The organism is Candidatus Margulisiibacteriota bacterium, assembly GCA_031268855.1.
Taxonomy (GTDB): domain Bacteria; phylum Margulisbacteria; class Termititenacia; order Termititenacales; family Termititenacaceae; genus Termititenax.
This window is the reverse complement of sequence record JAIRWS010000001.1, coordinates 1-21,298: the sequence shown is the minus strand read 5'-3', so window position 1 is coordinate 21,298 and position 21,298 is coordinate 1. Positions and strand designations below refer to the sequence as shown.

Here is a 21,298-nt window from a genome sequence, read left to right as displayed (position 1 = left end):
TGTGGTGTTGCAAATATTTTCCGTTATAATAACATGCCTATGAAAATTACACATCTCTGGCTGTTAAATTTCCGCAATTACGAAAACGCCACGCTGGATTTTGCGGACAATAATTTGCTTGTGGGTTTGAACGGCGCTGGTAAGACTAATGTGCTGGAGGCCATAGATATTCTGGCCACGAGCCGCTCGAGGATCGTGAACGGCCTGAACAAATGTATTCGCCGCGGTCAAGCGGGGTTTGCGCTGCGCGGGCGTTTCGACTGCGTACCCGCAGGACACTGCGCTCCACATCCGCCGCTGACCGTCGCGCTGCGGCAGGAGCGCGGCGCGGGGCGCGTGATAAAAATAAACGAGGAAACTTTGAGCCGCGCTTCGGAATTGCTGGGCCGCGTGAACAGCGTGTTTTTTTTGCCGTCCGATCTGGAGATCATTCACGGCCAGCCTCTGCAGCGGCGTAAATATCTTGATGTGGTGATCTCGCAGACCGAGCCGGACTACTGCCGCGCTTTGCAGCTCTATGTCCGCGCGTTGAAACAGCGCAACGAGTTATTAAAAAATTTGCGCGTCCGCTCATTGAGCGGAGTCGAAATGAGCGGCGTAGACAGTTTGTCCGTCTGGGACGCGCAGCTGGCGGACAACGCCGCGCGGATCATGGTCAAGCGTCAGGAATATCTGGAGTTTTTCGCGCGCGAGGCCGCGCAGTTCTACAAGGACATGGGTTTTGCGGGCGCGCTGGCCTTGAAGTACAAGACGGAAACCTTGAGCGACGGGCAGAAAAATATCCAGGCGCTGCAAAATTCGCGCGCGGCAGACCTGCGTTTTGGCCGCACGCATTTCGGCCCGCACACCGACGATTTTGAAATTTACCTGAATGAAAATAAAGCCGCGGATTTTTGTTCGCAGGGGCAAAAACGGCTGATCGCTCTGGCGCTTAAATGCGCTGAGGTTAAGATCAAGCGGCAAAAACTAAACGACCCGCCGCTTGTGCTGGTCGACGATGTGCTGCTGGAGCTGGATTTAACGCGCTTGAATAAGATAATTACAGCCATCGCGCCGGGCAGCCAAAAAATTTTTACGATCACGGACACCAGCCGTTTCGCGCCGGAACTGCTGGAGGGTATGAAAATTATCAAGGTGGACAATGGCCGGATAGTCTAATTTATATACAAGAATTATGCTATAATAATAACAAAATAATTTATATAGCAAAGGGGCAAAATGATAATCAAATCGTCTACCAGCCTGCGTAACAATTACGGCGCTATTTCCGCGCTGGCGCAGGAGACTCAGGAGCCTATTTATATAACTAAAAACGGCGAGGGCGATCTGGTCGTGATGGACGTAGAGGCTTTTGAGAGACGCGAGGAGACTTTGCGTTTGCGCAACAAAGTGGAAAGCGCCGAGCGGTTCCGTTTGGCCGGCGACACTGGCTATACAATAGAACAATCCAGAGCGCAGCTGGAAAAAATCTATGCCCGCAAAAAGGCTTAAGCTGCAAATCCTCTCTCCGGCGCAGGCCGAACTAAAAGAAATCGCGTCTGTGTATTGGCGGCTGGCTGGCGCAAATTCCGCGCGGAAAATAACCAATAAAATTTACTCCGCGCTGGAACACTTGCTGAAATGCCCCGCGTTAGGTTTTATCTGCCGTGATGAAATCCTGCAAGCCCGGGGCTTTCGGACGCTGGTTTGCGGCGAGTATCTTTGTTTTTATCGTTTGCTGGAAGACACAATTTTTATTTATCATATTGTGGATGGACGGACGGATTATCCGAGATTGTTTAAGGAGTTGTAGATGTTATAATTACCGCTCATGAACTCTCTCGGCGAGATACTCCAGCGGCTGCTGGGCAGTAATTATCAGCTGCGCGACGGGCTGGCGCTGGAAACGCTGAAAAATGTTTGGCCGCAGGTTGCCGGCGGCAGTCTCAAACTCCAGCCCTGCGCTTATAAAAACAAAACACTGTTTCTGGCGGCGGCTTCGGCGGCCTGGGCGCAGCAGGGACAGTATTTTCGGCAGACCATTATCGACAAATGCCAGGCGCTTTGCCCGCGGATCGCGGTCAAAGAAATAAAAATCAAAGCGACCGGTTATATTGAGCCGCAAAAATCCGGCAGACCGGATAAATTTTATCAGCAAAAGATCTGCGCGGTGTGCGGCCAAAAATTTTGGGGTGGCGGCCGGGTCTGCATTCTCTGTCAAAATAAAAAAGACCAAAAGATCGACGCGCAGATTTTGCACTGCCTGAACGAAGCGCCGTGGGCGCGGTACCGCGATGTCAAAGATGCTCTGCCGCGGGTGAGCGAAGCGCGTTTCAACGGCGTGCTTGCTGTTTTGCAGGAAGAGATCTTTTTCGGACTGTGGCGCGCGCCGGAAAAATCCGCCGCTGTCAAGTATGTTCTGCTCCGGACTGGTTTTACGCCGGATAAAATAAATGATAATATCATTAGAGAACATTTGCCGAAAAAATTATACAAATTGCTTTACAAAAACTGAGGGGAATAATGGCGGAATCTCACAAGTACGACGCGCGCAGCATCAAAATTTTAGAGGGCTTGGAAGCGGTGCGGCAGCGGCCGGGTATGTATATCGGTTCGACAGACCGCTACGGCCTGCATCATCTGGTTTATGAAATTGTCGACAATTCTGTGGACGAGGCGCTGGCCGGATGCTGCACCGAGATCGAAATTATTCTCGAGAAAAGCGGTTATTGTACGGTCATAGATAATGGCCGCGGCATACCGATTGATTTTCACGACAAGGCCAAAATTCCTGCCGTCGAGGTGGTGCTGACCACGCTGCACGCGGGCGGCAAATTTGACAAGACCGGCTACAAAGTTTCCGGCGGTTTGCACGGTGTTGGCTCTTCGGTCGTCAACGCGCTGTCCGAAACCCTGGAAGTCGAGGTGCACCGCGACAAGAAAGTTTATAAGAACACGTATCACAAAGGAATTCCGGTCAAAAAAATCGGCGAGTTCAAGGACGAAGCCAAACAAAAAACAACCGGCACAATAGTTCGTTTCCTGCCGGACAAAACGATTTTTGAAACACTGGATTTCAGTTTTGACACGCTGGCCACGCGCTTTAAAGAGACGGCTTATTTGAATAAAGGGTTGCAGATTATTTTCACCGACTGCCGTGAAAAAACCGAAAAAAAAGAAGTTTATTGTTTTGAAGGCGGCATCGTCGAGTATATTGAGCATATCGACGAGGCCAAGGAGCCGCTGATCAAAAAGCCGCTCTATATTCACAAAGAGCAGGACAGTGTGGATGTGGAAGTGTCCCTGCATTACTGCAAAGATTATTACGATGAGACGATGCTGACTTTTGTAAATAATATCCGCACGCGCGAGGGCGGCACGCATTTGTCCGGTTTTCGCACGGCGCTGACCCGCTCGATTAATAATTTTGCCAAAAAATATGAGCTGCTCAATCTCAAAAAAGACGAGCTGTTTACCGGCAACGATGTGCGCGAGGGTTTGACGGCGATCGTTTCCGTCAAAGCGCCCAATCCGCAGTTTGAAGGCCAGACTAAATCCAAGCTCGGCAACAGCGAGATCAAAGGCATTGTGGACAGCGTGGTCGACACCGGCTTGACGGATGTTTTTGAGGCCAATCCGGCGATCGGCAAGGCGATAGTCAATAAATGTCTGATCGCCCAGCGGGTGCGCAACGCCACGCGCAACGCGCAAGACCTTGCCCGCCGCAAATCCGCGCTGGAAGGCTCCTCGCTGCCCGGCAAGCTGGCCGACTGTATCAACCGCGACGCCTCCAAATGCGAGGTGTATATAGTAGAGGGCGACTCGGCCGGCGGTTCCGCCAAACAGGGGCGCGACCGTAATTTTCAGGCGATCCTGCCCCTGCGCGGCAAAATACTCAATGTCGAAAAAGTGCGTCTGGATAAAGTGCTGGAAAACGAGGAGCTGAAAAATATGATCTCGGCGATCGGGCCGGAAGTTTTTGACAAGCTCTCCGCGCGCAATGATGACGCGGACGACGACACCGTACCGGACGCGGCTTCGCAAAATGAGCTGGAGAGGGTTTTGCAGTATCTGCGTTATCACAAAATTATCATTATGACTGACGCCGATGTAGACGGCGCGCATATTCGCACGCTGCTCCTGACTTTCTTTTACCGCTATGCCAAAAAAGTCATCGAGGCGGGCTGTCTTTATGCCGCGCAGCCGCCGCTTTACCTCATCAAAAAAGGCAAGCAATTGCAGTACGCTTATTCTGACGAGGAGAAAGACAGCGCTGTCAAGACAATTGGTAAAGACAGTGTGTCTGTACAGCGCTACAAAGGTCTGGGCGAAATGAATCCCGACCAGCTCTGGTCGACGACCATGGACCCGCAAAATCGGGTTTTATTGCAGGTCAAAATGGAAGACGCGGTGCGCGCTGACGAGATTTTTTCCATACTTATGGGCTCCGAAGTCGAGCCGCGCAAACGTTTTATTCAAGAGCGCGCCAATAGCGTGAAGTGGCTGGATATATAGGAGAAAAAATGGCGGACAAAAAAGACAAAAAAGAAAATCCGAAAGAAAAAAAAGAAATCAAACAACCGGAAAATCTGGAGGCGGCCAACCTGCGGGTCAAGCCGCTGCTGATCGAAGATGAAATGCAGACTTCGTATATCAATTACGCGATGAGCGTAATCGTCGGGCGCGCTTTGCCCGATGTGCGTGACGGCTTGAAACCGGTGCACCGCCGTGTCCTCTACTCGATGTACGAGAACGGCATCACGCGCGATAAGCCGCACAAAAAATCCGCGACAACTGTCGGTGATGTGCTGGGCAAGTATCATCCGCACGGCGACACTTCCGTGTACGATACGCTGGTGCGCATGGCGCAGGAATTCAGTCTGCGTTATCCGCTGATCGACGGGCAGGGCAACTTTGGTTCGGTCGACGGCGACGCGCCCGCGGCGATGCGTTACACCGAGGCGCGTTTGGCCAAAATTTCCGAGGAGCTGATGGCCGATCTCGATCTCGACACCGTGGACTTCATGCCCAATTATGACGAGTCCCTGCGCGAGCCGGTGGTTTTGCCGACGCGCATTCCCAATCTTTTGGTCAACGGTACATCCGGCATCGCGGTCGGTATGGCGACGAATATTCCGCCGCACAATCTCGGCGAGATCTGCGACGGACTGGCCGCGCTGATCGACAGTCCCAAGCTGCCCGACGACTCCCTGCTCATGTTTATCAAAGGCCCCGATTTTCCGACAGGCGGCAATATTTGCGGGACGGATGGCGTGCGTAATATGTATCTGACCGGCCGCGGTTCGGTAACTGTGCGCGCGCAGGTGTCCGTCGAGCCGGCGCATCAGAAAAAAGACCGCGAGTGCATTATCGTTTCCGAACTGCCCTATCAGGTCAATAAAGCAGAGCTGATCATCCGCATCGCCGATTTGGTTAAGGACAAAAAAATTCAAAATATCGCCGATCTGCGTGACGAATCCGGCCAGCAGGGTATGCGTATTTATATTGAATTGAAAAAAGACGCCAGCCCGGAAATCGTCCTTAATCAGCTTTATAAACACACCAACTTGCAGGTGAATTTTAATACGATCCAGCTGGCGCTCGTGGACGGCATTCCCAAAGTCTGCACGCTGAAAGAGATTTTGCAGAATTTTGTTGAGCACCGTATTTCGGTCGTCACGCGCCGCACGCAGTTCCTGCTGAACAAAGCCAAAGACAAGGCGCATATTTTAGAGGGCTTGCTGATCGCGCTGGACAATCTGGACGCGGTGATCGCGCTGATTAAAAAATCCAAAACGGTGCCGGAAGCCCGCGACGGCTTGATGAAAAAATTTAAGCTGACCGAGAAACAGGCGAACGCGATTCTCGACATGAAACTGCAAAGGCTGACCGCGCTGGAGTCCGGCAAGATACGCGAGGACTATGACGAAACTAAAAAACAGATCGCTGACTATGAGGATATTCTGGCGAAAAAAAACCGCGTGATGAAAATTATCAAAACCGAGCTGGCGGAAATCAAAGAAAAATACGGCGACGCGCGGCGCACGCGGATCTTGGGCAAGATCGAGGAGCTGAATATCGAAGATCTGATCCCCGAGGAAGATGTCGCGGTGTTTATGACGCGCAACGGCTTTATTAAACGTATGCCTGTAACGGCTTTCCGCAATCAGCAGCGCGGTGGCCGCGGCGTGACCGGCATGGAAACCCGCGAGGAAGATCAGATCGACTCGATTTTCGTTACGAACACGCACAGCTACATGGTGATTTTCACCAACAAAGGCAAGGTTTACCGCGTCAAAGTTTACGAGATACCGGACGCCAGCCGCAACAGCAAAGGCCAGGCGATCACGAATTTTGTGCAGCTAGAAGAGGGTGAAAAAATCACCGCGACGATAGAGGTGGCTGATTTTACCAGGCCCGGCCAGTATCTTTTTATGACGACCCAAAAAGGCACGGTCAAGAAAACCGAAGTGACAGATTTTGAGAATATCCGGCGCAGCGGCGTAATTGCCATTACGCTGGATGACGGCGATTCGCTGGATTGGGCGGCGCGCACCGATGGCAGCAAAGATGTTCTGATCACGACGGCCAACGGTGTGATTATCCGGTTTGACGAGGGCGCTGTGCGCGCTATGGGGCGCAATGCCGCGGGCGTTAAAGGTATTGCGCTGGACAAGGGCGACCATGTGGTGTCTATGGATATTTTGGAGAAAAAAGACCGGGACAATTACGCGGTGATCGTTTCGCAAAGCGGTTACGGCAAGCGTACTAAAGTTGATGAATACCGCTGTCAGGGCCGCGCCGGCCGCGGCGTGCGCTGCGTCACCCTGCGCGACAAAGATCGGGCTGTGAAAATGCGCATTGCCGGTGAAAAAGACAGCTTGATCGTGGTCACTTCCAGCGGCGTGGTCATCCGCCAAAAAGTCAAAGACGTTTCCGAGCAGGGCCGCGCGGCGATGGGCGTCCGCCTCATCAAGCTCGACAGCGGCGATAAAGTAGTCGACGTCGGCGTGATCAAGGCGGAAGAAGAATGAAGTGTGTTAAAATAAAGTTGTTCGCCAGAAATTTGGAATTGTTTACAAATTACTACAAAAAATGGCGGTAATATCTTTAAGATCAAACAGCAAAGAAGAAAAACTTACGCCACTTTCATAATATAAACCACGCTGTAATAACTCGGCACAGTATTAACGCTGAACGCCCTGCCCTCTCCAGCGCTGCCCAGCGTGCCGCCGACGCTGCCGCCGGTGATGCTGCCGGTAACCGCATGTGAATGTGAGCCGCCGTTTTCGGTGGTGGTTATACTGACATTGTGAGAATGTGTTCCGTCATTATTAGCAGTGGAACCCGAAAAGGTATGTGTGTGCGCAAAGTCTATTTTAAGGTTTCTAACCTGGCTATCACTGTCGCCCGTTGCATTCCAGCTATTCGCGCCAGTATTAGTCGCAAGCGACGCCCTCCCGGAAGCAACCCTATTTGAACCATCTTCATTGGTTATAGTGGCGTGATTGCTACCCGATATTTCTCCTGTCGTGCCGGAAACGGTATGCGTGTGTCCGCCGCTGCCAGTGGCGCCTGTTGAGCCGCTACCCGAATGGGTATGTTCACCGCTTGAGGCTATCGAAAGTCCTTTCGGGTCAAGGTTGCCTACGGTCAGGCTTGTCGTTTCATGCGTGTGCGAGGGGAGATTGGTCTCGGCCAGGAACACGTCCCGGCTGTCCGCGCCGCCGGACGCGCCGGCCGCCAAACTGCCGCGCAGGAATTTATCCACCAGATTTGGCACGGTTATTCCGTTGACGCTTGTGCCGTCGCACAGCGTCCAGATCGCTTTATTGTCTGCCGTTCTGGCGCTGGTCAATCTGCTGTATTCGCTGCCGCTAAACTGCAAAATAGCGCCTATCGGAAAAAAAGTCAGATCGTTAATGTCACTCGCCAGCATTGGCCGGCCTGTCGCTATAGTCATAAAAATACCCCCTTCAAATTAATTGCTCTAATAGATTCATATTATACCTTATCAGATTCTTTATGTCAATCTAATAGCGCAATAGCATTATCTATGAGGTGCATACATGAAAAAACAGGATTTGCTTAAAATTTTGGGAGCGAACATAAAAAGACATCGCCTCCGTCTTAATTGGTCGCAGGCCCTGCTGGCGGAAAAAGTGAATATTTCTATCACGTTTCTGAGCAGTATTGAGCGCGGCGCCAAATGGCTGTCACCGGCCACTGTGGTTAAACTGGCGGACACGTTTCATATTCATAGTTATGAATTATTCAAGCCGGAAAATATTTTTCCCGACGCCTGTCAGGATGTGCTCAGTCAGTATGCCGAGGACATTCATTCTGCCGTGAGTAACCTGCGCGGAAAATATCTGGGGCAGCTGGGGCGGCGTTAGAAAAATATTTTTAACGTGGAAATCGCCGCTTTGATTGTGTTATGATAACTTGCTCTTTTGGGGAGGCAGCCTATGTGCGGAATAGTCGGTTATCTGGGCAAAAAGGACGCTCTGCCGCTGGTCGTGGATGGCCTGAAATATCTCGAATACCGCGGTTATGATTCCGCGGGGGTGGCGGTGCATACCGGCCAGAAAATCGAGATCGTTAGGGCTGTCGGTAAAATTCGAGACCTTGAGAAAAAACTGAAAAATCCACCCAGGGGTAAATGCGCGGTCGGACATACGCGCTGGGCGACGCACGGCCGTCCTTCGCTGGAAAATTGCCACCCGCATCAGAATAATGACGCGCGCATTGTGCTTGTGCATAACGGCATTATCGAAAACTACAATGTTTTAAAGACCCGTCTGCAGGAAGACGGCATTTTGTTTCGTTCCGAGACGGACACGGAGGTCTTAGCGGCGCTCATCGGCAAATATTACGCGGGAAATTTGGCCAAAGCGGTTTTGCAGTCTTTGCGCGAGGTCGAAGGAACTTTTGCGATCGCCGTGCTGGCGCAGGATCGGCCAAACGAGATCGTCGTGGCCAAACGCGCCGCGCCGCTGTGCATCGGTTTGGGTAAAGATGAGAACTTTATCGGCTCGGACGCGATCTCTTTTATCAAGCACACGAACAAAGTCGTTTATCTTAAAGACGACGAGATCGCCGTGCTTACTCCCCGGTCTGTCGAAGTGCGCAATTTGCGCGGCAAAAAAGTGAACCCCAAAACGCAGACGCTTTCGCTCGACCCGTCGTCGATCGAAAAAGGCGAATATCCGCATTACATGCTCAAAGAAATTTACGAGCAGCCGCACGCCGTGCAGGATACGCTGGACGGACGCATCTCGCCACAGAATGACGAGGTGATCTTCAAAGAGCTGGAAAAACACCGCGAGTATTTGAGCGGCATCAACAAGATTTTTATCGTGGCCTGCGGCACATCGTGGCATGCCGGCCTGGTCGCGGAATATTTACTGGAAAGATACGCGCGCCTCTCTGTCGAGGTGGATTATGCCGCGGAATTCCGCTACCGCTATCCTGTGCTGGATAAAAAAACACTCGTGCTGACGATCAGCCAGTCCGGTGAAACGGCGGACACTATCGCCGCGATCGGCGAAGCCCAGTCGCTTGGCGCGAAAGTTTTGTCTATCGTCAATGTGCCATCCTCAACTATCGCGCGCAATTCCAACATGGTCATTTATACTTTTGCCGGACGCGAGATCGGCGTGGCCTCGACCAAGGCTTTCACCACGCAGCTGGTCGTGCTGTCTCTGCTGACCGTCTATTTGGGACTGCTGCGCCGCACCCTGCCGGCCGAGCAAGCGGCGGTCATGCTGCAAGATCTGAAACGCGTGCCAAATGAGATCGCCAAAGTGTTTACGGAAGTGGATAATATCAAGCGCATCGCCCGAGCGTTTTATAAACACAGCAACGCGCTCTATCTGGGGCGCGGTGTGGGTTTCCCGATCGCCCTCGAGGGCGCGCTGAAGCTCAAAGAAATCTCGTACATTCACGCCGAAGGTTACTCCGCCGCGGAAATGAAACACGGCCCCATTGCCCTCATCGATGAAAATATGCCGACAGTCGTGCTGGCTTTCAAGGGACGCCGTTACGAAAAAATCCTTGGCAATATTATGGAAGTCAAGGCGCGCAAGGGCAAGCTCATCGCCGTCGCTTCGGCGAGTAATGACGACATCACGCGCGTCGCCGACGAGGTGATCCGCATACCCGACGCGACGGAAAGCATTTCCGCGATACTGGCTGTCGTGCCGCTACAAATCCTCGCCTATTACATCGCGGTGGAAAAAGGCTGCTCGGTCGACCAGCCGCGCAATCTGGCCAAAAGTGTGACTGTGGAGTAACGGCGTTTGCCTAAAACTTGCGCAGGACGCGCTGAATTGTGCTGTTTACCTGCAGGGTTAATTGTTCGGCCAGTCTTCTTTTAATATAGGCGGTGGCGATCGGGCGGGGAAATTCGGCGCGGGTTTGGCCTGAGCCGTCCAGCAGGAATAAATGCGGTGAAATTTGCAAAGCGTCAGCTATTCTGGCCATCATTTTCAAAGAAGGAAATTTACGCCCTATTTCGATCTCGCCAATGTAACTGGCCGCGGTGTTACAGCGCAGGCCGAGCTGCATTTGCGACATCCGGGCGTCTTTCCTGAACCGCTTTAAATTCCGCACATAGATCTGCTTGAGCTGCTCAAACTCCATTTGGTCTTTATATGCTAATGGCTAGTGTATTGACAACTAGCTGTGCAGGTATATAATTGTACTAGCTGCTGGCTAACATATTGGCGCAAGGCCTACAGCTAGCGTAAATAAGAGGGGGAATTTTTATGGCAGATAATTACACCGACGCGACGGATACGGATTTCAATACTGGCTATGGCGGCGTCCAGCTGGATAAATGCCAGCGTGACCTTTAAAAGCAAGTGGAAAGTCTGCGACGGCGCGGGCGGCACGCCGAATTTGACCGGCCGGTTTTTGCGCGGCGGCACAGCGAGCGACCCGCTGACTGGCGACGGAAAAATGACTTTAACTGAATATAATTTGCCAGGTCATACCCATAGCGGTTCTACAAATTTCACAGGAGCACACGGCCATTCTTATTATGATATGACACATATTGCGGCGCCGCCATATAATACTGCGGATTTAATGATCGATGATGGCTATAATCGCTGGAAAACAGTTGCTGCTAGCACTTCGTTGGAAGGAAATCATGTCCATACGGTTACTATTGGGCAGACCGGTGGCGGTCAGTCTTTTGATGTAGTGCCGGCCTTTTACACGGTGATCTATATAATGAAAATGGCTTAAAAATATTTAAGCCATTTTTTTAATGTAGACTACAGCGTAATACGCCGGAATAGTGCTCACGTTTAGCGCCAGGGGGAGGCTAGAACCCGTATTACCAGTGTTGCCACTAAGCGTAACGCTGTGCGTCCCCACGGCTCGCTTATGTTTTTAACTCCGGATAAATTCCTCGAATCTGTTAAAATTAAAACCTAAAAGTGTTACCCATCTGTTCCGACCTGATAGGGAGTAGTTATTGTGGCAATTGTTAGATATAGTTTGGCCGAATTGAAAAAACTACAAAAGACTATTTCGATTAGACTGTACGATTATGATTTAGCCGCTTTGCGGCGCGGCGGGCGCGGCTGGCAAACCCGGATCAGCAATTTGATTTCCGCGGGTCTGGAACAGGGCGTATTGTAGGCCTAGTATTTTTCAGAATTTCTAATATTTTATCCATCTGCTTTTTTGTCGTCTCGGCGCTGATGGTGAAGCGCAGGCGCGCCTGTCCGTATGGCACGGTCGGATAACGAATAGCCGGCACGGCAAAACCGCCGACGCGCAGTTTTTCGGCCAGCGCCAAAGCTTTTTTCTCCGCGCCGATAAGTAGCGGGATGATCGCCGAATCCGCTTTGACGCCGAGACGCGTGCTAAAGTATGCAATATTGCGCCACAATTTTTTGCGCGGATTTTGACGCTGGATTTTTTGCAGATTAGCCAGGTTTTTTTGCAGAATTATTTTCGGCAAAGCCGTCGTGTAAATAAAGGCGCGCGATCTGTTGATGAGATAGTCGATCAACGGCCGCGAACCGCAGACATAGCCGCCCAGACTATCCAGTGCTTTGCTGAACGTGCCGATGCTGATGTCGATGTCTTGAGCCACGCCGAGCTGTCCGGCCAGCCCTTCGCCGCGCCGGCCCAAAGCCCCAACAGCATGCGCTTCGTCGACCAGCAGCCAAAAGCCGTATTTTTTGCGCAGAGCGGTAAGTTCAGACAGCGGCGCGCGGTCGCCGTCCATCGAAAAAACACCTTCCGTAACGACGAGGATTTTTGGGTAAGCCGCGCTTTGCCGTAAAAGTTTTTCGAGGTCGGCCGGCTGATTGTGCTTAAAAACCCGCAGGTCGGCCTGCGACAGCCGCGCGCCGTCGATGAGCGAAGCGTGACAGAGCTTGTCAAGAATCACCAAATCGCCTTTGCCCAGCAGCGCGGAGACAACACCGAGATTGGTCATGTAACCGGTCGGATAAACCAGCGCGGCGGCGGTCTTTTTCCATAGGGCTAATTTTTTCTCGAGCCGCGCGTAGAGCCGGTGATTGCCGGAGATCAGCCGCGAGCCGCTGGCGCCAAAATGATTGCCAAGGTAAGTATTGCGGGAAAAACCAGCGTCAATATTCCGCCAGTCCGGCAGGCGGCGGCGCAGATTTTTTTGGTCTATTTCGGCCAAAGCGCCGGTTAAAAATTTTGTCAAATCCATAATTTGACACTATAAAAAAATCTCCCGCGGCGGCGCGCTGAAAGAATAAAGTGTCGCTTTCGGCTGATCGATATAGAATACGGCAAAAGTCGAAATCTCCGGGTATCTTTCTTTGATATTCGGATAGGCCGCGAAAAATTCTTCTTTTATTTTGGCGTCGTCCGTGAACACAGCCCGGCCGGACAAACGCGCCCAGTCCATAGTTTTAGGGTCCAGCGCGTTGATCTGCACAGCGGGATTTTTTTGCAGCTCCTGGTACACAGTTTTGAAATTGCCTGTGCAATAATAGATCCGTCCGTCTTTCACATAAATAGACTGGAACGGCCGCACACTTGGGCGTCCATCCAGCCCCACCGTCGCCACATAATGTAGCGGGTTGTCCTGTAAAAACTTGATTGCCTCACTCATGGGTAACTCCTTAAAATTTATTTGCCCTATTTTAGCAGAATCAGCTAGAATATGCTTGTGAATTTTCGCAATTGTTTCGTTAAAACAGGCTGACAGGGGGATTTACTTTGCGCGGCATTATCGAAGTGGACGGTCTGACCAAACGCTATCAGAAAGCCAAAGAGCTGGCCGTGGATAATATTAATTTCTCGGTGGCGCAGGGTGATTTTTTTGCTTTTCTGGGGCCGAACGGCGCGGGCAAGACCACCACGATCTCGATCCTGACGACCACGCTGGCCAAAACTTCCGGACAGGTGACTATCGCCGGCTACGATCTGGAGCGCGAGACCAAACAGATCCGGGCCAAAGTTGGGATCATTTTTCAAAAGCCCAGTTTGGACAAAACGCTTTCGGCGGAAGAAAATATCCGTTTTCATGCCTGCCTGTACGGATTGTTTGCCTACCGCCCTTTTTTTCGCTGGATGCCCGCCGCCTACAAAGACCGCGTTATGGAGCTGGCGGAAATCGTCGGCCTCAAGGATAAAATTTTTCAGCGGGTCAATAAATTGTCCGGCGGCATGCAGCGCAAGCTGGAAATACTGCGCAGCCTGATGCACACGCCGGATATTTTGTTTCTGGACGAGCCGACGCAGGGGCTGGACGCCGTAAGCCGCCGCGCGCTCTGGAATTACATCAGCGCTGTCCGCCAAAAACACGGCACCACGGTTTTTTTAACCACGCATTATATAGATGAAGCCGAACAGGTCGACACGCTGTGCGTCATTAACCGCGGCCGCATCGCTTTCGCCGGTACGCCGCGCCAGTTAAAAGCTCTGCTGCCGCAAAAGCCGGTAATGAAACTTTACGAGCCGGCGCTGGAAGACGCTTATGTGGATCTGTTGAGCCGCACAGGAGGCGCCCGTGAATAGCCGGTTGATCCGCGAAATAAACGCGACGCTCACGATCGCCGCGCGGGACGTTTTGATCCTGCTCAAAACACCGTCTTATTTTGGTTTTAGCCTGATCATGCCGCTGATCTTTATGGGCATACTGGGCGGCAGTTTATCTCAAAATATGGCTTCCGGCCTGCCTTATGATTACGGCCAGTTCTTGCTGGTGGGAATGCTCGTCAATATGCTCTTGATGGGCACGACCAACGGTATCACCTCGCTGGTCGAAGACCGCACGGAAGATTTCACGCAGGAATTGATGGTTTCGCCGATCTCGCGCTACTCGATCATTATCGGTAAAATTTTTGGCTCATCTTTCTCGGCGCTATTACAATTGCTCGGCACTCTGCTGACCGCGCTGCTGATGGGCATTCACTATTCTCTCTGGCAGCTGCTGGCCGTGCTGGCGGTTTCACCGCTGATCTGTCTGGCCGCCGGCGCGCTGGGCATGATTATCGTGGCGTTTATCAAAGACAATCGCACCGCTGGCATGGTGCAAATGCTGGTCGTGATGCCGCAGATGTTCCTCACCGGCGCTTTTATTCCGATCAACAATTCTCAAGGGATCTTGTTTTGGCTCAGCCGGATGATGCCCATGACTTACTGTCTCGATCTGGCGCGGGCGGTATTTTTTTACGGCGCGCCAAGCTATGCCGGCATTGTGCTGTTCCATCCGGCGCTGGATATTTTGGTCATCGCGGCGCTGACCGCGGCGTTTTTATTCATCGGCACATTCTTTTTTGTGCGGTCGGAGACGAATCGCTAAGAACAGACAGATAGTGTTAAAATGTAAACAATTCACAATCGCAGGTGGTAAATGGTAGAAAAAACAGATGGTAAATCGTTAGATATAACTAAAGATAATCTGGCCAGACTAAAAAGTCTGTTCCCTAACTTAGTCAAAGAGAATCATCTTGATTTAGAACAGCTAAAAAACGCTTTTGGCGCAGAAACTTTTGCCCCTAATCAAGAAAATTATGGCCTTGGCTGGGCTGGCAAGTATGAAGCTTTCAAAGAAATACAGAGGCAAACCGCTGATACGTTGATACCGGACAAAAAAGCCAGCATAAATTTTGACACCACAGAGAATGTTTTTATCGAGGGTGAAAATTTAGAAGTTTTGAAAGTCCTGCAGCGATCTTATTTTGGCAAGATCAAAATGATATACATAGACCCGCCTTACAACACGGGCAATGATTCTTTTATTTATCCAGACGATTACACAGAAACCCTAGCGGAATACCAGCAGCGCACCGGCGAAAAAGATGATGGCGGCTTTATCAATAAACAAGAACTGTTTAAGAAAAATACCAAAGAAAACGGACAATATCACTCGGTCTGGCTGTCGATGATGTATCCGAGATTATATCTCGCCAGAAATTTACTGCGTGAAGACGGCGTGATCTTTGTAAGTATTGATGATAATGAGGTTGGCAATCTGCGGTTGCTGCTGGATGAGGTGTTTGGCGAGGAAAATTTTGTGGCGCAGTTTCCGTGGCGAAAAAGAACGGCAAAATCCGATGTGCCTTTTGGTGTTTCACAAGATTTTGAATGGATATTGTGTTATGCCAGAACAGAGGCATTTACAGCCGGAGTGAAAGGCGGCACGCGAAAATATTTTGAAACGCCAGATCTACCAAATAAACCGTGGCGAGTGCATGATTTAACAACACAAAGAAGCGCACAAGAAAGGCCGAATAGCAACTATACAATGGTCAATCCCAAAACTGGCGAAGAATACCCAGTTAATCCTAATAGAGTATGGGCAGTAACAAAAGAAACTTTTGATAAATATTACGCAGAAAGCCGCATAGTATTTCCAGGTGATTATGATTTTTTAAGTCTTACCAGGCCGGCCTTGCGTTATTTCAAAGATGATGATCTAGAAAAATTAGGAGAGCAGTTTGGCTATATCCAGTTAAGCACACTTTTACCGCCAGAAGTCGGCCTATCGCAAGATGGAACAAAAAATTTTGGAACACTATTTGAAAATAAGTTATTCAGTTTTCCTAAACCCGTAAACCTAATTAAGCACTTGATAAATGCTGTAAATTGTTTTGATAAAAATGCTATTGTCCTTGACTTTTTCGCAGGCTCCGGCACCACTGCCCAGACTGTGCTGGAATTGAATAAAGAAGACGGTGGCAACCGTAAATTTATTTTGATACAAATGCCTGAGAAATGCGCGGAAGACAGCGAGGCGTTCAAGGCCGGGTATGAGCGTATTTCGGATATTACTCAAGAGCGTATCCGAAGAGTTATCAAGAAAATCAAGGCGGAGAAAGACAGTAAGCTAAAGCTGGAAAAAGATATTGATCTAGGGTTCAAGTCTTTTGTCTTAAGCTCGTCAAATTTTAAGATCTGGCGGGGTGATGTGCGGGGTGAAGCCTTGATAGAGCAGATGAGATTACATAAAAATCCTGTCGCACGCAACGACGAAACCGCCTTACTCTATGAGTTACTGCTCAAAGCCGGTCTGCCTCTGTCTGCCAAAATAGAAACAATTGAAATGGGCGGTGCAAATATCTTTAATGTAGAGAGCGGCCGCTTGGTTTTAGCACTGTCTAAGCTAAACCAAACGATCATTAATCAAGCCTTAAAAATTAAACCGCAGACTTTTGTCTGCCTCGACACTTTGTTCGACAAAAACGACAAACTTAAAACCAATACCAAATTGCGGTTTAAAGATGAGGGGATTGAGTTTAGGAGTATATGAACTTATGCTGAAAAATATCTTGCAGAGAATCACAGCAGTAGCCTTTTATATTGGTTTCATATTATTGCTTGGATATTTTTTTAGGGGTAACTTGGCGTTTATTTTAGACCCAGATGACCCATTGTGCTTTATATTTTTTACAGTTGCACTTACGCTGATTCTTGGCGTGTATCTTTCAGAGCCATTTTTTACAAAACCGTCTGATGTCTTGGTAAGGTCAATATCCACAACCCTTGTATTATTGGCAGTTAAAGATAAGACAGATTTTATACTGTGGAAACAATTTTTAATTGTAATTTCCGTATTGGGAATAGCGGCATTGGTTATTACATTAATAAATAGCCGTAAGTCATTTGCAACAAGTCCGTCTCGCAAATTCAGCAAATTTATAACAACTGTTGGGTCGTCAGAAATTATTTTTGGCACTTTGTATGTTTTAGTTTTAGTGTCGTTTTTTAGAGATGCGCCTGTTATGTTTTTAGTGTGCTTAATAATATTGCTTGTATTGCTTGTGTGGCGGAAACCAGTAGAGTCATTTATATTAATTTGTTCGGATATTTATAAAGTATTTGAACGCGAAAATGCTTTGGCAGGATTTATAGGGGAAGCAATAGGTTGTGAAAATCCGTTTTTATATAATGTCGAGATAGATTTAGACAAATACAAATCTAATGCAAATAAAGGCGATATTGTTTATCTTGAACAAAATCAAAATTCTGGTTATGTCGGGATAGTTGTAAATACTCGTCATTTAATAGGGAAACGCTGGTTATCTGTTTATTTATTAAAAGATGATAGTACCGGCAATATAATATTGCTCGATTTGGTAAAAAAAGAATTAACCGAAACTGCAAATAATACAATAGCTAGTTCTAAAAATGTTTATAAAATCAATCTTGATCTTTTACCCGATAAAGAAATTATTGAAAATAATGCCTTATATAAAAATAAACGAAATTTTATCGGTTATATTGTAAATGGTTCAACAATAAGCACTATTAACTTTCAAACTATTGCTGGCTTGACTGACACCAATTTGAGCGAGGGTTTAGTTATTCAAACAACAATTTACAATAATGATGTTTTGTTTCAGATTATAAATGCCAGAACAGATAAAGAAAAATTAGAAGATCATAGTCAATATGGATACACAGTTGGTGTAGCACAAAAATTAGGACGATATGATATTGAACACGAAGAATTAAATTCTGTTAAATGGCTGCCTGATATTTATACGCCGGTATTTATTTATAAACCGTCAAATATAAATGCGGCTGATGCCAATCAGTGTGTTGGCGTATTGCCTGGCACGAATTTAGAAATCCCTGTTAAGAATTATGATGAACTAATTACTCATAACACCGCCATTCTAGGAATTTTAGGTATTGGAAAATCCTGCTTAACTTTTGAGTTAATAAAAAAGATTATTGACAATACGCAATCTAAAATTATTTGTATTGATATAACAAATGAATATATTAAGAAATTACCGCAATATATCAACAATAGTTTAATTGTTGCTGATAGTGAGCATTTTTCCGACTCAATAGCCGATAAGTTTAATTACATTTATACTGAAAATGGCAGTAAACAAAATCATGAAAAAAGCGGCAATATTGCAGAGTATAAGCAGCTTGTAAAACAGGATTTAATAAAATTCATTTTTGGACAAGAAACTATTCCAGATAACAAAGAATTGACTACCGATATTCGGCTTAAAGTATATAATCCTAACTTACACAACACCTCAAAAGGAGAAAAAATAGGCTATAATGTTATTACAACTGAATTAACTCATGCTGAAAAAACGAGAGTAATTTGTGAAACACTACTTGATATAGTTATGCGAATGCCTTTATCTGCTAATGGAAAAAGTAAAATATTACTTGTTTTTGAAGAAGCACATGCTCTTATTCCTGAGTGGAACTCTACCGCAAATAGTAATGATAGTAGTGCCGTAAATGGAACGGCAAAAGTCATTTTACAAGGCAGGAAATATGGGGTAGGCAGTTTTGTAATTACGCAAAGAACTGCAAATATAAGTAAAAGTATATTAAACCAATGTAATACAATATTTGCTTTAAGAGTTTTTGATGATACTGGAAAACAATTTCTAGAAAATTATGTTGGAAAAGATTATGCAAGTTTATTGCCAACGCTAGAAGAAAGACATGCTGTCGTAATTGGTAAAGCATTAAAATTAAAACAGCCTGTTGTTATTACTCTTAATGACAAAGACAAAATTGCTTCACGAGTGCAAGAGGCTGGCAAATGAAACTCCACTTTGACTCCACCCAACAATATCAACTTGACGCTATCCAAGCAATTGTGGACTTGTTTGAAGGCCAGCCCTTAAATAAAGGCGATTTCGAAATAACTTTTCAGGACGGCAGTCTGAAATTTGACAGCCGCGGGGTCGGCAACAATCTGATATTAGCCGAGGAGCAAATATTAAAAAATCTGCAAATCACGCAATACAACAACAAACTACAGGTCAGCGAAAAATTAGATGGTTTGAATTTTACGGTGGAAATGGAAACCGGTACTGGCAAGACTTATGTTTATTTGCGGACGATTTATGAATTGAATAAAGTTTATGGCTTTAAAAAATTTGTGATAGTTGTGCCCAGCATCGCAATCAAGGAAGGTGTCTTGAAAAATCTACAAATTACGCACGAACACTTACAAAATCTTTACGCTAATCCGCCTTTGAACTATTATCTTTATGATTCCCGAAAATTATCAAATCTCAAGACTTTTGCCAGCACGAACGCTATTCAGATATTGGTAATAAATATCGATTCCTTTGCCAAAGATGATAATATAATCAACAAAATTAGAGAATCCGGCGTAAAACCGATTGAGTATATCCAGGGCGTTCAGCCTATCGTCATTGTCGATGAGCCGCAAAATATGGAAACGGATCTTAGAAAACAAGCGATAGCCAATCTCAAACCATTATGCACTTTGCGTTATTCGGCTACACATAAGAATGTGTATAACAATGTGTATAAACTTGACCCTGTGCAAGCGTATGATCTGGGCTTGGTCAAACAAATAGAAGTCGACAGCGTGGTGTCCGAACAAAATTACAATTCCGCTTATATTGATTTTGTCGAAGTAAAAAGAACTAAAAATCGTATCTCGGCAAAATTAAAAATCTTTGTAAATGCCGCTAATGGTGTAAAGCCAAAAACTCTTACAGCAAATGTCGGTGATAACTTGTTTGCTTTGTCCAATGGCCGAGAGATGTATCAAGAAGATTTTATAATTAATGAATTATCTGTTAATACAATTACATTTGCTAATGGGCTGGTTTTAAATGAAGGACAATCTCAAGGCGGCTTGAATGAGGAGATAGTAAAATTTCAGATAGAACGCACGATTGAACACCATTTACAAAAAGAAAAAAAATATAAGAAACTCGGGCTTAAGGTTTTATCGCTTTTCTTTATCGATAAAGTTGCTAATTATCGCGAATACGTCACTAAGAGCATGGCCGAGAATGGCAAGTACGCCAAATGGTTTGAAGAACTTTATAAAGAAGCCATTAAAAAACCAGAGTTCAAAAACCTGGACACTACGCCTGTTGAGCGGATCCATAATGGCTATTTTGCTCAAGATAACGGCAGGTTCAAAGACAGCAATGGCAACACCAAAGCGGATAATGACATCTATAATCTGATCATGAAAGATAAAGAACGATTATTAGACATAAATGAGCCATTAAAGTTTATTTTCAGCCATTCCGCCTTGCGCGAAGGCTGGGATAATCCGAATGTTTTTCAAATCTGCACACTCAATGAAACAAAGTCCGAATTAAAAAAACGGCAGGAGATCGGCAGAGGGTTAAGATTGCCGGTGGACAATAACGGCAATAGAATTTTTGATAGAAATACAAATGTTCTGACCGTAATTGCCAATGAAAGCTATGCGGATTTTTCCGCCACATTGCAAAAAGAAATTCAAGAAGATTGCAGTGTAAATTTCAGCGGTCGCATAAAAAATGCCCAAAAGAAAGAACAGGTTAAACTAAATAAAGACTTGTCTAAATATAAAGAATTTCTGGAAATATGGAATCTTATAAAAACCAGGACAACTTACCAGGTTGATTATCAAACAGATGAACTAATAGCCAGAGTTTTGCAAGACATGCAGGATATAAACAAAGTGCCAAAAACAGTTAGACCGTCTATCTCATCTGAAACGTTCAAACTTGGTTATTCTAAATACGGCGTAGAAGGCAATTTGCAAACAAAAAAGCGCCACAACACCGAAGAAATGGTCTATATGATTCCTGATATATTTGGTTATATTCAATCTAAAATTGATATCACCAGGAGCGCCATTTTTGAGATTCTAACTAAATCGAATAGACTATCCGAGTTAGAGATAAATCCCCAAATGTTCTTGGACAATGTCATTCAGACAATTAGTAAATCCTTAAATGAACTTTTGGCTGCCGGTATCAAGTACGAAAAAATTGCCGACCAAGAATATGCAATGCAGCTGTTTTATGCTGAAGAGATTAAAACTTATTTAGACCGGTTATTTAAGGTGACA

General features: G+C 47.1%; 19 protein-coding genes. 15 read left to right on the top strand and 4 right to left on the bottom strand.

Annotated elements, in window-relative coordinates; genetic code table 11:
* The first annotated feature begins 39 nt into the window (after positions 1–39).
* From LBJ25_00095 to gyrA, 6 genes are read left to right on the top strand one after another with little or no spacing between them, the layout of a single operon-like run.
* The gene (locus LBJ25_00095; GenBank protein MDR1452362.1) at positions 40–1,158 is read left to right on the top strand and encodes a DNA replication/repair protein RecF; all 1,119 of its coding nucleotides are present in this window, start codon (positions 40–42) and stop codon (positions 1,156–1,158) included.
* 60 nt (positions 1,159–1,218) lie between these two features.
* Entirely contained in the window at positions 1,219–1,491 is a 273-nt protein-coding gene (locus LBJ25_00090) for a type II toxin-antitoxin system Phd/YefM family antitoxin (protein MDR1452361.1), read from the top strand.
* Entirely contained in the window at positions 1,472–1,792 is a 321-nt protein-coding gene (locus LBJ25_00085) for a type II toxin-antitoxin system RelE/ParE family toxin (protein MDR1452360.1), read from the top strand. Before LBJ25_00090 ends, LBJ25_00085 begins: the two co-directional genes overlap by 20 nt.
* 18 nt (positions 1,793–1,810) lie before the next feature.
* Positions 1,811–2,494 carry a DUF721 domain-containing protein gene (locus tag LBJ25_00080; protein ID MDR1452359.1) on the top strand — a complete coding sequence of 228 codons (684 nt, stop codon included), beginning with the start codon at positions 1,811–1,813 and terminating at the stop codon, positions 2,492–2,494.
* An 8-nt stretch (positions 2,495–2,502) separates the two neighbouring features.
* Positions 2,503–4,494, top strand: a complete 1,992-nt coding sequence (gyrB, locus tag LBJ25_00075; protein MDR1452358.1) for a DNA topoisomerase (ATP-hydrolyzing) subunit B — start codon at positions 2,503–2,505, stop codon at positions 4,492–4,494.
* 8 nt (positions 4,495–4,502) lie between these two features.
* Positions 4,503–7,013, top strand: coding sequence for a DNA gyrase subunit A (gene gyrA / locus LBJ25_00070; GenBank protein ID MDR1452357.1), 2,511 nt, complete (start codon positions 4,503–4,505; stop codon positions 7,011–7,013).
* A gap of 104 nt (positions 7,014–7,117) precedes the next feature.
* Here the strand turns inward: gyrA and LBJ25_00065 are convergent, their stop codons facing one another.
* Complete coding sequence (locus tag LBJ25_00065; GenBank protein ID MDR1452356.1) at positions 7,118–7,942, bottom strand: hypothetical protein; 825 nt, start codon at positions 7,940–7,942, stop codon at positions 7,118–7,120.
* A gap of 106 nt (positions 7,943–8,048) precedes the next feature.
* Here LBJ25_00065 and LBJ25_00060 point away from each other — a divergent pair, with 106 nt between their 5' ends.
* Together LBJ25_00060 and glmS are read left to right on the top strand one after the other, a co-directional pair.
* On the top strand, positions 8,049–8,375 hold the full coding sequence (locus LBJ25_00060; protein ID MDR1452355.1) for a helix-turn-helix domain-containing protein: 327 nt from the start codon (positions 8,049–8,051) through the stop codon (positions 8,373–8,375).
* Between the two features lie 72 nt (positions 8,376–8,447).
* Positions 8,448–10,274, top strand: coding sequence for a glutamine--fructose-6-phosphate transaminase (isomerizing) (gene glmS, locus LBJ25_00055; GenBank protein MDR1452354.1), 1,827 nt, complete (start codon positions 8,448–8,450; stop codon positions 10,272–10,274).
* A 10-nt stretch (positions 10,275–10,284) separates the two neighbouring features.
* On the opposite strand, the gene LBJ25_00050 is transcribed toward glmS, so the two are convergent.
* Positions 10,285–10,623 carry a helix-turn-helix domain-containing protein gene (locus LBJ25_00050; protein MDR1452353.1) on the bottom strand — a complete coding sequence of 113 codons (339 nt, stop codon included), beginning with the start codon at positions 10,621–10,623 and terminating at the stop codon, positions 10,285–10,287.
* 174 nt (positions 10,624–10,797) lie between these two features.
* Here LBJ25_00050 and LBJ25_00045 point away from each other — a divergent pair, with 174 nt between their 5' ends.
* Complete coding sequence (locus LBJ25_00045; GenBank protein ID MDR1452352.1) at positions 10,798–11,232, top strand: hypothetical protein; 435 nt, start codon at positions 10,798–10,800, stop codon at positions 11,230–11,232.
* Positions 11,233–11,466: 234 nt separating this feature from the next.
* On the top strand, positions 11,467–11,631 hold the full coding sequence (locus tag LBJ25_00040) for a hypothetical protein (GenBank protein ID MDR1452351.1): 165 nt from the start codon (positions 11,467–11,469) through the stop codon (positions 11,629–11,631).
* Here the strand turns inward: LBJ25_00040 and LBJ25_00035 are convergent.
* Positions 11,588–12,682: an 8-amino-7-oxononanoate synthase gene (locus tag LBJ25_00035; protein ID MDR1452350.1), complete on the bottom strand. Its 1,095-nt coding sequence runs from the start codon at positions 12,680–12,682 to the stop codon at positions 11,588–11,590. The genes LBJ25_00040 and LBJ25_00035 overlap by 44 nt on opposite strands.
* A 9-nt stretch (positions 12,683–12,691) precedes the next feature.
* Positions 12,692–13,090 (bottom strand): pyridoxamine 5'-phosphate oxidase family protein, encoded by a 399-nt coding sequence (locus tag LBJ25_00030; GenBank protein MDR1452349.1) that lies wholly within the window; start codon positions 13,088–13,090, stop codon positions 12,692–12,694.
* Positions 13,091–13,197: 107 nt separating this feature from the next.
* Between LBJ25_00030 and LBJ25_00025 the strand changes: the two genes are divergently transcribed.
* The 5 genes from LBJ25_00025 to LBJ25_00005 all read left to right on the top strand — a co-directional run.
* Positions 13,198–13,998, top strand: coding sequence for an ABC transporter ATP-binding protein (locus LBJ25_00025; protein MDR1452348.1), 801 nt, complete (start codon positions 13,198–13,200; stop codon positions 13,996–13,998).
* Positions 13,991–14,785 carry an ABC transporter permease gene (locus LBJ25_00020; protein ID MDR1452347.1) on the top strand — a complete coding sequence of 265 codons (795 nt, stop codon included), beginning with the start codon at positions 13,991–13,993 and terminating at the stop codon, positions 14,783–14,785. The genes LBJ25_00025 and LBJ25_00020 overlap by 8 nt, the downstream gene beginning before the upstream one ends.
* Positions 14,786–14,836: 51 nt before the next feature.
* Positions 14,837–16,735 (top strand): site-specific DNA-methyltransferase, encoded by a 1,899-nt coding sequence (locus tag LBJ25_00015; GenBank protein ID MDR1452346.1) that lies wholly within the window; start codon positions 14,837–14,839, stop codon positions 16,733–16,735.
* A gap of 4 nt (positions 16,736–16,739) precedes the next feature.
* Positions 16,740–19,010: a DUF87 domain-containing protein gene (locus tag LBJ25_00010; protein ID MDR1452345.1), complete on the top strand. Its 2,271-nt coding sequence runs from the start codon at positions 16,740–16,742 to the stop codon at positions 19,008–19,010.
* A partial coding sequence (locus LBJ25_00005) for a DEAD/DEAH box helicase family protein (protein MDR1452344.1) occupies positions 19,007–21,298 on the top strand: 2,292 nt, incomplete at its 3' end. The genes LBJ25_00010 and LBJ25_00005, both read left to right, overlap by 4 nt.